Genomic DNA, 13,166 nt, shown 5'->3' on the forward strand with positions numbered 1-13,166 from the left:
GGACCATTGCCATGGTACGTATGCGAAGCGATTCGAGAACGCGGGTGTACGTTGAGCGACGGACTAAAGAAGGCATGTCCCACAAGGAAATTCACCGATGCTTGAAGCGATACATTGTCCGGGAACTGTACCCTTTAATCCTTGCTGATCTAAACGATTCGATTCGATGCGATCCACTTGACATAGGAGCGTCAACGCAGTTGCAGAAAACTTCTTTGGTAGCCTCAAGCAGGAACGCTGCCAGTGGCGACATTACCAAACCCGCTATGAAGCACAGCAGGACATTTTGCAGTATATCGCCGTGTTTTATAATAACAACCAGAGACTGCATTCATATCTGGATTACAAAAGCCCAAACCAATATGAAGCAGAGGCAAAAAAATCGATAAAAGCAGCTTAACTGGAGTGTCCTGTTTTATTTGACTAGGTCAAAAGACAAGATCCACTCTTTCATCATGCTAACGATCAATTCGGATGATCATTCTGTCATGAACCAGTTTCATAAACCTGAAACTGAGAAAAGAATGGTGGTTATCTTGCCAAAAAGGCCGTACAAAGATTGGCAGGCTTCATCAAACCATGACGCCATGAATCAATTGTAGGATCGAAATAAAGTCGGTAATTTGCAAATAAAGTTGGCACCTCCGAAGTACGGTTACGAACTTTTCATTGGTACGGCATGCGGGGAGCAGGTCACTCAAAGAGAGTGAGACTGGTGTGCTGGTGGCTGAACCTTGTCGCAAACACGGTATCAGCAGCACAACATACTATATTGATTACGTTAACATTTTCCTTCTAATGAAATGCGCATGGCGCTTCTTCATCCAGATAATGATGCCGGTTACTGACAGCATGACAATCACCAGGCCAAGCACACAGACAAAAATACGGTATGGCAGTCCGAATACATTGGCCATGTGCAGCGCAGCGAGCCAGGTGGTTACAGTGTTGCCGCTGTACTGGCCGCTGGGCAGCAGTGCCAGTTTGAGTTCACCCGAATTGGCATCAAAAAATACATTTGTTCTGCCGCGCTTGTCCTGAATATCTTTCGAGCTACGCACGGTATAGACATAAGTACCGTTCATGCGATTCAATCCCAGTGCAACCACCTGTTCGATGGTGAAATCCTGTTTCTCTGCCTGCTCAGCCATCAGCTGCTCACCGATGCGCTGTGCCTGCCGCCAGCCTATCTCGGTTTCTGCCAGAGGGATATCCCGTTTTGGAAGCTCTGTCCAGGGCGCCTTGTATTCCATCACTGCGCGAGTGGTCCAGGTATAGACCGTATCCCACAGATTCATGTAAACACTGGACCAGGCAAAAGTGAGCAGAATCAGCCACAGCCATAGACCGCTGGCGCGATGCAGGTCGAAATTGAGTTTGTAACTGCTTGATCGCCAGCGGATTTTCCAGGCCGGCTGCCAGCGTTGCCACCAGCTGTTCTGATCAGGAGAGGATTTCGGAGATTGCCTGCGCCGCTGCGGCAGGGTCAGATAAAACCCGACGAAACAATCGATCGTCCAGATCAAGGCACAGATGCCCAGTACCCATACCCCGAATGTGCCTAACGCCAGTTGATCGTGCAGTTCGTAAACAAAAGGCATGAAGTTAATCATCCCTTCCGAGATCGCCCCGAACTGGCGCCGCCCCAGTTCTTCACCGGTATAGGGATCGAGAAACAGCTGATCGAACCCGAGTTCATTTGCCTGACCAGTCTCACCCGGACGTGCACTCATGCTGATCTGTGCTGCACCATAAACCCCTTCGAGCGTTACATAATCAACTCGGCCATACGGGACTCGCTGCTGCGCGAGCTCGGCCAATGCTGTAATATCCAGCTTGTTAGCCTGGATTTGTTTGGGAATAAACTGAGGATTGATCAGGCGTTCCAGCTCGGGATAAAACGCCAGTAAACTGCCCGTCGTCCCCACGATGATCAGAAAACCAGCCATGAACAACCCGGCCCAGCGGTGCAGCCACACCCAGAAAGAACGTTGTGATGCCATTATATAAATAACCTTATAACTATACTTACTTTACAGCGGCGCTATGCGCTGCTCATCACCGTTTTTCATACTTTATATAATCATTATCTCCTCAAATCTGCCAATCGAGAATGCGACAAATTGTCGCATTGACGATTGGGTATAACATTGAATAACTTTATTGGCAGCAGCCAGAAACCAGGATGGTTTCTACATAACCTCGTACAGGAGTATCAAGGTCTGGAAAATCTTGGGATACATTTATTGAGATGACAGCTGGAAATATGCCTGGAATCGCCAGTCAATTTGAAGCCGATATCATATGTTTTGGCAAACAGTCCTTAATGTTGGTACGCCAGCAGGGAGCAGGTCACCACCACGGTTAAACATTTAAGTGTTTGACCGTTGGCGCAGGCGTCGTACACGAAGTCATAGCTCCAGACGCTGTTCCTGCCAGTCGGCAGGCATGGGCGAGGCTGAAATCCGGCCACACGGCGCCGCTTGCGTTTGGCGGGCACTTGGAGTCCTGTTTCCCGTCATAGGCGTGAACAGCGCTCCTGGCCGACCTGAATGCCTTCACGATCCAGGAAGACACGGATACGGCGAGAACCAAAGCGTGGGTATTGACCAGATAGGCGTTGCATAACCTCAATCACTGGCGCATCTTTCGGCGGCATCTTCAGCGTGTAATATAAACTCGAACGGGAAACATCCATCGGCGCACAGGCCCGACGCTGGCAGATGCCATGAGAGATGGCGTACCTTGCCTGCGCCAGACGAATCAACAAAAACTAAATCCAGTACTTGAGAAATAGATATGTTGCCGCATGTAGAAAATGTTCTGATTGATCAAAAACAATACACATTGCCACAAATGGACTGAGGATCAACAAATCAGGAAGGGGTTTTATTAAGAAAAGCCGGTGCCAGGTACAAAAACCCATACCAGACCAGGCACACATATGCATCAATGATGTTGTCTGCAGGGGAAAATCTAGCGTGGGTATCGGCGCAAATGGGGCACTCAAATGTACTTATAACAGCACGAATTTATATGCGCTGGATAAACAATAATGAGCAACATGGCAACAAAGCAGTCGAAATGTTTGGGCAACATTTAGGCAACATCAGAAATTAACCATTTGATTATTAACGAATAAATGGCGGAGAAGGCGGGATTCGAACCCGCGGTACGGTATTACCGTACACACGCTTTCCAGGCGTGCACCTTCAACCGCTCGGTCACTTCTCCTTGCCCTGCAAACGCGACCGTGAAGGATAAACCAGATTTACTCCGGGAGCAATACATGGTGAGCTATCGGGTAAGGTTCACAAAAAGATTACGAGAAGTAAGGAGCGCATCAGGAAAAATCTTCTTATTCTCGTGATGGCCTGATCAGAATGGCAGCTGCTGCCAAAGATGGTCGATTCTGGTTTTGACGGTTGCATCCATTTCGATGGCGCGACCCCATTCACGTGTTGTTTCACCTTGCCATTTGTTGGTGGCATCCAGGCCCATTTTGCTGCCAAGCCCCGAAACCGGGCTGGCGAAGTCGAGGTAATCGATCGGGGTATTTTCCACGATCAGAGTATCGCGTACTGGGTCGACTCGGGTCGTCATTGCCCAGACGACTTCTTTCCAGTCACGGATATCGATATCGTCATCGGTCACGATGATGAATTTGGTATACATGAACTGACGCAAAAAACTCCAGATACCAAACATGACGCGCTTGGCATGGCCGGGATACTGCTTTTTCATGCTGACTACAGCAAGGCGGTAAGAGCAGCCTTCAGGTGGCAGGTAAAAATCGGTGATTTCGGTGAATTGTTTCTGCAACAGTGGTACGAATACCTCGTTGAGCGCTACACCGAGGATGGCCGGCTCATCAGGGGGTTTGCCGGTGTAGGTGGAGTGATAGATTGGATCGCGGCGCATGGTGATGCGTTCGATCGTGAAGATCGGGAAGGTTTCCTGTTCGTTGTAATAGCCGGTATGGTCGCCATAAGGTCCTTCCACAGCTGTTTCATCCGGATAAATATAGCCTTCCAGCACGATTTCGGCGCTGGCGGGAACCTGTAAATCATGCGTCAGGCATTTGACGACTTCGGTTTTTGCACCACGCAGCAATCCGGCAAACTGGTATTCGCTCAGGCTGTCGGGAACCGGGGTGACTGCTCCCAGAATCGTTGCCGGATCCGCACCCAGTGCAACGGCGACTGGATAGGGCTGTCCCGGATTCGTCTGGCAGAAATCACGGTAATCCAACGCTCCGCCGCGATGCGCCAACCAGCGCATGATTACTTTGTTCGGTGCAATTACCTGCTGCCGGTAAATGCCCAGATTCTGTCTGGATTTATGCGGGCCGCGTGTCACCGTGAGTCCCCAGGTGATCAGGGGGGCCACATCTTCCGGCCAGCAGGTCTGGATCGGCAGTTTGCCCAGATCGACATCATTCCCTTCCCACACGATTTCCTGACAAGGAGCGCTGGTCAGTTGTTTGGGTGTCATATTGAGCACTTGCTTCAGTACCGGCAGTTTTTCCCAAGCGTCGCGCAGTCCTTTGGGGGGATCAGGTTCCTTGAGATAGGCGAGCAGTTTGCCCACTTCCCGCAAGGCAGAAACCGAGGTCTGGCCCATGCCCAGCGCTACTCGCTCCGGTGTGCCGAACAGATTGCCCAATACCGGGATAGTATATCCGGCAGGCCGTTCGAACAGTACGGCCGGACCGGCCTGCTTGAGCAGACGATCACAGATTTCCGTCATCTCCAGATGCGGGTCGATTTCGATCCCTACGCGCTTCAGATCACCTCGTTGCTCAAGCTGTACGAGAAAATCACGTAAATCCTTATATTTCATCAATCAGGCACGGTAATGGTTGTGTAAGAAAATTGAACGGAATGTGATGGAGTTGGAGCTGATCCTGAGTCCTTGTCAGAGGGATGGATTGGTTCTGAGCAGCGTATCGAGCACTATACCCACAAATATGACTGCGCCGATCCAGTTGTTATGCAAAAATGCCTGGAAACAGCGAAAGGGTTCACGTTTACGGATCATGCCGTATTGAACGATGACCAGGCCCAATGCAATCAGCAGAGCGCCATAAAACCAGATGCCGCGCTGCAGTAATATGCCTGCGTAAGCCAGGATGCTCAGAAAGATGATGTGGCATAGCAGAACGCCTGCCACATCGAATCGACCGAATGTGATGGCAGACGTTTTGACGCCGATTTTCAGATCATCCGCGCGATCTACCAGCGCATATTCGGTATCGTAAGCGATCACCCAGAACAGATTGGCCAGCACCAATAACCATGCGAGCGGTGGCACAGTACCGGTTTGTGCTGCAAATGCCATGGGAATGCCGAAGCTGAATGCGATGCCCAGGTACGCTTGTGGCATGGCAAAGAAGCGTTTGGTAAATGGATAGGAAGCTGCAAGGAACAGGGCGGGTACGGATAGCTGAATCGTCAGCAGATTGAGCGGCAGTATCAGCAGGAACGCGCACAAACTCAGCCCGGCGGCAATCAGCAATGCTTCGCGTGTCGTAATGAGGCCGGCCGCCAGAGGGCGATTGCGGGTGCGGGAAACATGAGGATCGATACGTCGGTCGGCAAAATCGTTGATGGCGCAACCAGCGGAGCGCATTAGAATCGTGCCGAGAACGAAAATTACCAGAATCTTCAAATCCGGCGTACCATCAGCCGCCAGCCATAATCCCCATAATGTCGGCCATAGCAGCAACAAGATGCCGATAGGTTTATCCAGCCGGATCAGCCGGGCGTATGCAGAAAGCCGGTCTGCGAAGGTTATGTTTACAGTAGTCATAAGAATCAGTTCAGTAATGTATCCGGGCCTGATAGATGATCAGGAAGGTAGAGCGTATTTTACCGCGTTAAAGTCTGCGGATTGCAGGCAGAAATACTTCGGTGACGAGTATCGGCTGCTGTAACAGGATAAATAACGAGCGTCTTGCCCAGAGATTGATCGGACGAATCTGGAGTTGCCGGCAGGCACGTTCAAACAGCGGATGGTGCGGTTTCAGTTTTCTGAAGGCGAGGGGCGTGCGCTGTATCAGCGGGTTGGTGAACAGCATGGTGCCCAGCGACTGGTTGCCCAGGCGGCTCAGGCCACGCCATGCTCCCCGTAAATGTTCTCTTCTGACGATTGAATGGGCAAATACAACTGGTGTTTCATTGCAACGCAGGTAAACCTCCCGTATCAATGCCCGGGTCTGTCTGCGCAGGTGCATGATTTCCAGCTCATCGATACATGCTGTCGACAGTGCCTGAAAAACGGGTTCAACTTGAAAATGCTCGCAGCGATCCTGGATCAGGCGGGTGAGGGAACCCCGGTGAGTCAGCCACCAGTTGAGATCGACGGGCGCGGAAACAGGTTCAGGATGCCACGCCAGAGGCGGGTTGGCCTTCATTACGACAAGAGTATGTAAGACGGGGAAGCTGGTTGTAGCATTGGTCTGTAAAAACGGAGATCCACGGTCAGGCTGGCACCTGGTTCTTTAATGTATGTTTCCGGATCGTATTGAGTAGTGCTTCTTTGGTAAACGGCTTGGTGAGGTATTCGTCAGAACCGACCATTCTGCCGCGTGCGCGATCAAACAATCCGTTTTTGCTGGAGAGCATGATGACCGGCACAGACTGGTATCTGGGATTCTTCTTGATCAGCATACAGGCCTGGTAGCCATCCAGCCGTGGCATAACGATATCCAGGAAAATAATGTCCGGTTGATAATCAATCACCTTGGCCATTGCATCAAATCCGTCTATGGCCAGAATCACTTTGCAGCCTGAATGTGCAAGAAAAATTTCGGCACTGCGACGAATGGTGTTGCTGTCATCAACCACCATCACTTTGATGTCTGCTAAATCATTTTCCATGTCAGTCACAATTTTCCCCTATTTCCAGAATCCAGAATTTCCTGCAAGGTTTTTATTTTGTACGTCGGAGTTTGTTCTTGTCGGGTGTTCTTTTTTACCGCAAGCAGATTTTTGCTTATTATAATAACGTATTATCGGCTGCTTCAATTTGATCTGAGTATTCCGTCTGCTTTATTTTCGCCAGAAGGCGGGGGTGAAAACAATCATCAGAGTATAAAATTCCAGTCGACCGAGGAACATGGCAAAACTGCACAGCCAGATTTGAAAATCGTTGAGCGAAGCATAGTTCATGGATGGACCTACTCTTCCTAATCCAGGGCCCAGGTTATTCAGACATGCAACAGCAGCTGAAAAAGCGGTAATTTCATCAAGCCCGCTCAATGCCAGCGTGAGTGTCATCAGAACGATACTAATCAGATAAACAAACAAAAATGCCAGCACGCCAAAAATAATTTCATTGGGGACAATATTTTTACCAATTTTAACTAGAGAAATTGCGCGTGGATGCATGATAATAATCATTTCACGAAAGAACTGCTGAAACAGGATGCGCGCACGGATCATTTTGATGCCGCCACCCGTTGAGCCAGATGATGTGCAAAAACCCGATAAAAAAAGGATCCAAAGAGGTGCAAAAATTGGCCAGAGGGTATAATCAGTATTGCTGAAACCGGTGGTTGTAGCGACGGAAACCACGTTAAAAACGGCATAACGTAGCGCAATGAGAGGATCTGTATAAATTCCTTTAATCCAAAGGAAAGCCGCTATGCTGATACAGCTGCCAAGCGTAATCAGGATAAACAATTTTGCTTCCGGATCAATACGGTAAGCAAAGAAACTCTTGGTATGCCAGGCCATGAAGTGCGCTGAGAAATTGATGCCAGCGATCAGCATGAACACCACCGCAATGGTTTCAATTAATGAGGAATCCCAGTATTCATAACTGGCGTCATGAGTGGAGAATCCTACCAGACCGAGCGTACTTAAGGCGTGAGCAATTGCATCGAATGAAGTCATGCCTGCCTGCCAGTAAGCGATTGCGCAAATAATGGTTAAAGTGACGTAGATCAGCCATAATCGTTTTGCTGTTTCTGCGATCCGGGGCGTTAATCTGGATTCCTTGATGGGACCGGGAATTTCTGCACTGAGAAGTTGCCGCCCCCCAACGCCAAGCATAGGCAGAATGGCTACTGCCAACACAATCAATCCCATGCCACCAATCCATCCCATGAGACAGCGCCATAGATTGATCGCGCAGGGAAGTTCGTCGAGCCCTGTCAATATTGTTGCGCCCGTTGAAGTCAGGCCGGATGCTGCTTCAAAATACGCTTTGGCGAGGCCAAGCTCCGGAAAGTAAAAAAACAGGGGCAGCATACCAAATACGGATAATGATAGCCACACCAGTACAACCAGTAAAAATCCATCCCGGATTTGCAGCTCGCGTTTGAATCGGTATGTCAGCAACCATATTGTTGTGCCACACCCCAGTGTGGTGAGTAGCGCTTTAAGAAAAACAGGCAATGATCCATCTTGCATCCAGTAGGCGACTCCACAGGGGATCAGCAAAATCAGCCCGAACATCAGTATTACTTTGCCCAGGATATTGGCTACCGCGAGGAAGTGGCTCATGGGAAACGCTTCATAACATGTAGTTACAGGAACCCTACATTTACTTGAAACAATTTCTCAACCTGTTGCACCATTTTTTTGTTGACGACGAACAGGATAATATGGTCATCCGGTTCGATTACCACGTCACGGTGTGCAATGATGACTTGAGCCTGATTGGGCTGATCGGCAGTATCATCTTCTTCGGTTCCGGATGATTCTTGATGATAAATATCTCTGGGCGGCAGTCCGCGCACAATGGCGCCGATGGTAGCTCCTCTGGGCAATTTGATCTCCCCGATTTTGCGGCCGACTATTCGGGAAGAGCTGGCGCTCCCGTGAGCGACCAGTTCCAATGCTTCGGCTGCCCCGCGCCGCAGGCTGTGCACCACCGCCACATCGCCCTGACGGACATAAGCCAGCAGCGAGCCAATCGTAACCTGGGCGGGTGAAATAGCGATATCGATGCCGCTGTCCTGCATCAGATCTACATAAATACTGCGATTAATCAGTGCAATTACCCGGCGGGCCCCTTTGCGTTTGGCAATTAAGGCAGCCATGATATTGTTTTCTTCATCATTGGTTAGCGCGCAGAATACATCCATTTCGCTGACGTTTTCGCTTTCCAGTAGATCTTCGTCCGTGACATCCCCATGTAAAACCAGTACGTTATGTAGATTTTGGGTCAGAGATTCACATGTCCGGAGGTCTCGTTCGATAATCCGTATCTGGTGAGATACTTGTAGCACTTCAGCCAGACGCTGACCAATTCTTCCACCACCAGCAATCATTACTCGCCTAACCGGTTTATCCATACGGCGTAATTCGCCCATAACGGCCTGAATATCATGCGTGGAGGCAATGAAAAATACTTCATCCCCTTCTTCAACAATGGTAGAGCCTTCGGGAATGATGGGGTGATTACGGCGGAAAATAGCTGCAACGCGCGTTTCCAGACTGGGAACATGATGTCGTAATTCTTTCAACTGGCGCCCTACCAGCGGGCCGCCGTGGATCGCCTTTACTGCGACCAGGCTGACTTTACCCGATGCAAAATCAAGCACCTGCAATGCACCGGGGAATTCAATCAGCTTCTTGATATATTTAGTCAGGATGCGTTCTGGGCAAATCGCGAAATCAACACAAAAATTTTCGTTTGAGAATATATCGGGATGATTCAGATAATCGGTGGTGCGGATTCGGGCGATTCGGGTGGGGGTGCTAAACAGACTTGCCGCCAGTTTGCATGCAACCAGATTGGTTTCATCGCTACCGGTAAGGGCTAACAGCATATCAGCGTCTTCCATGCCTGCTTGGATCATAACGTTAGGATGAGATGCACTGCCAGTAATCGTGCGTAAATCCAATCGCTCTTGCAATGAAGTGAGGTTGCTCCTTATTTGATCAACGACAGTTATATCATTGGACTCGCTGACCAGACTTTCAGCAACGGCCGATCCGACTCGACCTGCTCCCAGAATGATAATTTTCACTGCAGATACCCGTTTTTACGAAGCTGATAATGTTTGGCGTGATTCATGTTCCGCCTGCTGGCGGTTTATGGAGCGGGAGATTTGTAGTTGACGGAAAAAAGCCACGTCATGGTATATCATCCTGACCTTAAATCCAAGAAAGAGAGAAACCGGATCAAGGTTGTGTGCAGTACGAATATAGAAACATTATCTTTTACGGCAAATATGTGATCTGACTGGTACGGTTGCTGCCGGAATTGCAAAATGACTGTTGAAATTCAGTACTGCAACCACTTCAGGGAAGTAATACGCTGCTCGATTTCATCCATGATTTCGTGGTATCTGGGGTCGTCGATGCTCCCGAAGCGAGCTTTAAAAGCACTTTCCGACATATGCTCAGGCAGGTCGGACCATGGGGGAATGAGATCGGTATCGCGGATTCCGGCCAGGATGATATTGCGCATTCTGCGTGCAGAATCCTGACTGGACATGGCCTTCTCGGCGAAGCGCGTGCCGGAGCGATCTGCTATGAAATCGTTGAAGGAAAATCCGCTGCCTGAGCGTGCGTCTTCCAGTTCTTTGTATAAGCCAATTGCGTTGGACAGGATTGTATCCGAGTAAGCGGTAATGACTGCAGATGCCATGAAATGCATGGCAAGATCACTGCGCCCGTCCAGCGTGATATTGACCCGGACCGGGTCCGGCCAACTGGCAGCTTCCGGAATGATCAGTTTGAACGGGACATGAATGACATGGAATGCGGTTACCAGTATTGCGGCCCGAAATTCCTCCAGTACGTTTTCACGTGAGGTATGACGGACAGTTTCCCGCATGATGAGCGCTAATATTTCAGACAATGGAGCGGCTTGTGAAGCTTGCTGGCGATTTTTTTCGTTCAAAAAAAGGTGATAGTGCAGCAGTCTGTCGAGTGCTTGTCGATTAAAAAAAGGGAGATTGATCGATGCAGGGTTGGTATCGTCAATATCCCATCCCTTCCAGTAGTAGGTGATGGCCATTTCATTGCGAGAGAATTGCAGTTTTCTGAAGGCATCTACTCCGGCGTGTATATCAGGGCTGGTGATTTGCAGCCATGTCCGGAATGTTTTGAGTAACAGGTTGGCGAGTGTGTCCGGGATAGGCAGGCTCCCAATCTTTACCGCGCTGAATTCAGGGAGGCCGCTTGTTTCAGTCAGAGTGGCTTGCAGGTTCAAGTAGCTATCCATTATTTTCGCTGGAACTGGCAGACTTAACTCGATCTGTGCGATTCCGTCATGCATGGTGATTTGTGCATGCCCTTGTCCGAGATAATAAGCCAGATAATTCAATGCGTTATCAATATCATCGGGCAAGATTCTGATTGTGGCGGATGTGCCAGGATGCACCCGGTGGCGGTGGGTATCGAGAATATTTTTTGCGCGTGCAATCTGTTTCGGTGTGATGGAGACTTCTCTCGCAATCTTTGGTCGGCTATCAATAGCCAAGTAAGAGGCTCCTGCAAAGATGCCAGCAAGAATCAGCAAGCTGATTCCTGTTAGATTGAGTAATTTTCGCATGCAGATCAACAGGGTCTTATATCAGGCTGGATGCAATTCGGTTATTGGCTGGTAATCTGTGTCATATACGAGCTGATGTGGCGTTACGTTATTGGATGTTCACTATCATAAATGTGGCTGCTTACCACCAGTACCGATAGGGCCGGTAATAGCCGTTGTAGAAAAACGGATAGCCATATCCATAATAACCAGGGTAGGGCCCATAACGATAGGAGTTATCTTCACGATAGCTCTGTGGCCAAAGATGAATGGCCTTGGCTGTAATGAACGGGATATGAATGGTTTTGTGTCCGATCGTGCGTTCAATATCCCCTTTCACCGTGCCGACGATAGTTACTTCCGTGCCTTTGGTATAAATTGCCGGGTCAAGAAATTTGTTGATTTCCACGGCAAAACGCCCCTCTCCGGATTTTCTGGTTTCCGGGTACCCATTGCGATTGAGTGGATAAAAAAGTACCTGCATCAGGCTGAAATCCGTTTCATTTTCCACTTCGATTACAGTTCCTCCCCAACGAACCGGTGTGCTCTTATAGGTTTCAGCATTCTGGCTGACTAGCTGATAGGGGATATCCGTTGCTGAAAAATTTCTGATTTCAGGCGGCATGCTGGTGCATGCGCTGGTAAGAAACAGAATGCACGGCGAGAGAAAGAGCAAGGTGTGGGTCTTCATGTTTTCCTCAGCAAATGAGGTGAAAATGTGAACCTTAAGCAACTTCAAGTTAGACAAGTACGCTGTCTGGATGTTCGGCTCGGACAATACACGATTTGCCATGTTTCTGATCAAACCGGTTTATTCCGTTTGATTGAAAGGTATAATAATATTTTTTACATTCGACTTTAGATTGTTTTGCTTAATTCCATCTTTCACATGCCCTTGTATCATAGCCGATTTTGTACGAGGCTGAGGCATTGCTAATATGAATCAGTCTTCTATCCTGGATTTCAGGAGCGGTACTTTTTTTGCGCCAGTCCTGGTTCTGTATAGCAACAACATGGAAATGATCAGCCAGCGGTTACAGGACAAAATTGCAAGTGCTCCTGGCTTTTTCAGTAATTCTCCTGTGCTGTTTGATTTGAGTGAGCTGAATAAAAATGACATAAAAGTGGATGTCGAGGCACTCATATCACTTCTTCGCAAATTGAGCCTGTTTCCCGTCGGGATCAGAGGCGGGGATGCTTCACAGGAAAAGCGGGCACTGGAATTATCTGTTCCGCTTGATTCCGGCCGCAGTCGCGGTGACGCCATCTTGCTTGAAATACAAAAGCAGGATGATACTGCGTCTGAATTCCAGACTGTGGTCAGGGAAGCAGTGCGTACCCCGGCAATGATGATTACCCAGCCAGTACGTTCGGGCCAGCGCGTCTATGCCGCCAGTGATCTGGTGATTCTGGCTCAGGTCAGTGCCGGTGCGGAAATCATGGCTGAGGGTAATATCCATGTTTACAACACGCTGAGAGGACGTGCTCTGGCTGGAGTACAGGGGGATATCGAGGCGAGACTTTTTTGTCTGGACCTGCAGGCAGAGCTGATCTCGATTGCGGGCATTTATAAGACTAGCGAGGATTTGAAGGAAGTTTCCAGGAAAAAGCCGGTACAGGTTTATTTGCGGGATCAGGCGTTGATTATCGAAGAATTGGGCTGAAAATATTTC

The 13,166-nt window shown here is 49.1% G+C and carries 11 protein-coding genes, 1 tRNA gene and 1 pseudogene; 2 read left to right on the forward strand and 11 right to left on the reverse strand.

The annotated features are described in order from the left end of the window. Positions 1-193: 193 nt before the first annotated feature. Positions 194-400: pseudogene (locus ABO04_RS05095) on the forward strand (IS3 family transposase); the annotation flags it as partial. 376 nt (positions 401-776) lie between these two features. On the opposite strand, the gene ABO04_RS05100 reads toward ABO04_RS05095, so the two are convergent. The 11 genes from ABO04_RS05100 to ABO04_RS05155 all read right to left on the reverse strand — a co-directional run bounded on the left by ABO04_RS05100 (position 777) and on the right by ABO04_RS05155 (position 12,184). After that, a complete protein-coding gene (locus tag ABO04_RS05100; RefSeq protein WP_160809620.1) occupies positions 777-2,003 on the reverse strand; it encodes a PepSY-associated TM helix domain-containing protein in 1,227 nt (408 codons plus the stop codon). Positions 2,004-2,518: 515 nt separating this feature from the next. Beyond that, entirely contained in the window at positions 2,519-2,770 is a 252-nt protein-coding gene (locus ABO04_RS05105; protein WP_160809621.1) for a hypothetical protein, read from the reverse strand. A gap of 373 nt (positions 2,771-3,143) precedes the next feature. Next, positions 3,144-3,234, reverse strand: a tRNA-Ser gene (locus ABO04_RS05115). 144 nt (positions 3,235-3,378) lie between these two features. After that, positions 3,379-4,842 (reverse strand): 4-hydroxy-3-polyprenylbenzoate decarboxylase, encoded by a 1,464-nt coding sequence (gene ubiD, locus ABO04_RS05120; protein ID WP_160809622.1) that lies wholly within the window; start codon positions 4,840-4,842, stop codon positions 3,379-3,381. A 75-nt stretch (positions 4,843-4,917) separates the two neighbouring features. Next, positions 4,918-5,796 (reverse strand): 4-hydroxybenzoate octaprenyltransferase, encoded by an 879-nt coding sequence (gene ubiA / locus ABO04_RS05125; RefSeq protein WP_160809834.1) that lies wholly within the window; start codon positions 5,794-5,796, stop codon positions 4,918-4,920. Between the two features lie 82 nt (positions 5,797-5,878). After that, positions 5,879-6,415, reverse strand: a complete 537-nt coding sequence (locus ABO04_RS05130) for a chorismate lyase (protein WP_160809623.1) — start codon at positions 6,413-6,415, stop codon at positions 5,879-5,881. 67 nt (positions 6,416-6,482) lie between these two features. Further along, positions 6,483-6,881, reverse strand: a complete 399-nt coding sequence (locus ABO04_RS05135) for a response regulator (RefSeq protein WP_160809624.1) — start codon at positions 6,879-6,881, stop codon at positions 6,483-6,485. A gap of 171 nt (positions 6,882-7,052) precedes the next feature. Next, the gene (locus ABO04_RS05140; RefSeq protein ID WP_160809625.1) at positions 7,053-8,510 is read right to left on the reverse strand and encodes a potassium transporter TrkG; all 1,458 of its coding nucleotides are present in this window, start codon (positions 8,508-8,510) and stop codon (positions 7,053-7,055) included. Between the two features lie 23 nt (positions 8,511-8,533). Continuing rightward, complete coding sequence (gene trkA / locus ABO04_RS05145) at positions 8,534-9,982, reverse strand: Trk system potassium transporter TrkA (RefSeq protein WP_160809626.1); 1,449 nt, start codon at positions 9,980-9,982, stop codon at positions 8,534-8,536. A gap of 257 nt (positions 9,983-10,239) precedes the next feature. Continuing rightward, entirely contained in the window at positions 10,240-11,481 is a 1,242-nt protein-coding gene (locus ABO04_RS05150) for a hypothetical protein (RefSeq protein ID WP_240141430.1), read from the reverse strand. A gap of 154 nt (positions 11,482-11,635) precedes the next feature. Then, positions 11,636-12,184 carry a Slp family lipoprotein gene (locus tag ABO04_RS05155; RefSeq protein WP_160809628.1) on the reverse strand — a complete coding sequence of 183 codons (549 nt, stop codon included), beginning with the start codon at positions 12,182-12,184 and terminating at the stop codon, positions 11,636-11,638. Positions 12,185-12,431: 247 nt separating this feature from the next. On the opposite strand from ABO04_RS05155, the gene minC reads away from it, so the two are divergent. After that, positions 12,432-13,157: a septum site-determining protein MinC gene (gene minC / locus ABO04_RS05160; RefSeq protein WP_160809629.1), complete on the forward strand. Its 726-nt coding sequence runs from the start codon at positions 12,432-12,434 to the stop codon at positions 13,155-13,157. The last annotated feature ends 9 nt before the right edge of the window (positions 13,158-13,166 follow it).

Source organism: Nitrosomonas sp. HPC101, from assembly GCF_009833125.1.
GTDB lineage: Bacteria > Pseudomonadota > Gammaproteobacteria > Burkholderiales > Nitrosomonadaceae > Nitrosomonas.

Bases quoted from the DNA above. Each gene is read 5' to 3' on its own strand.
- ABO04_RS05135 (WP_160809624.1), bottom strand. From the start codon at position 6,881: ATGGAAAATGATTTAGCAGACATCAAAGTGATGGTGGTTGATGACAGC.
- ubiD (WP_160809622.1), bottom strand. From the start codon at position 4,842: ATGAAATATAAGGATTTACGTGATTTTCTCGTACAGCTTGAGCAACGA.
- ABO04_RS05130 (WP_160809623.1), bottom strand. From the start codon at position 6,415: ATGAAGGCCAACCCGCCTCTGGCGTGGCATCCTGAACCTGTTTCCGCG.
- ABO04_RS05100 (WP_160809620.1), bottom strand. From the start codon at position 2,003: ATGGCATCACAACGTTCTTTCTGGGTGTGGCTGCACCGCTGGGCCGGG.
- minC (WP_160809629.1), top strand. From the start codon at position 12,432: ATGAATCAGTCTTCTATCCTGGATTTCAGGAGCGGTACTTTTTTTGCG.
- ABO04_RS05155 (WP_160809628.1), bottom strand. From the start codon at position 12,184: ATGAAGACCCACACCTTGCTCTTTCTCTCGCCGTGCATTCTGTTTCTT.
- ABO04_RS05140 (WP_160809625.1), bottom strand. From the start codon at position 8,510: ATGAGCCACTTCCTCGCGGTAGCCAATATCCTGGGCAAAGTAATACTG.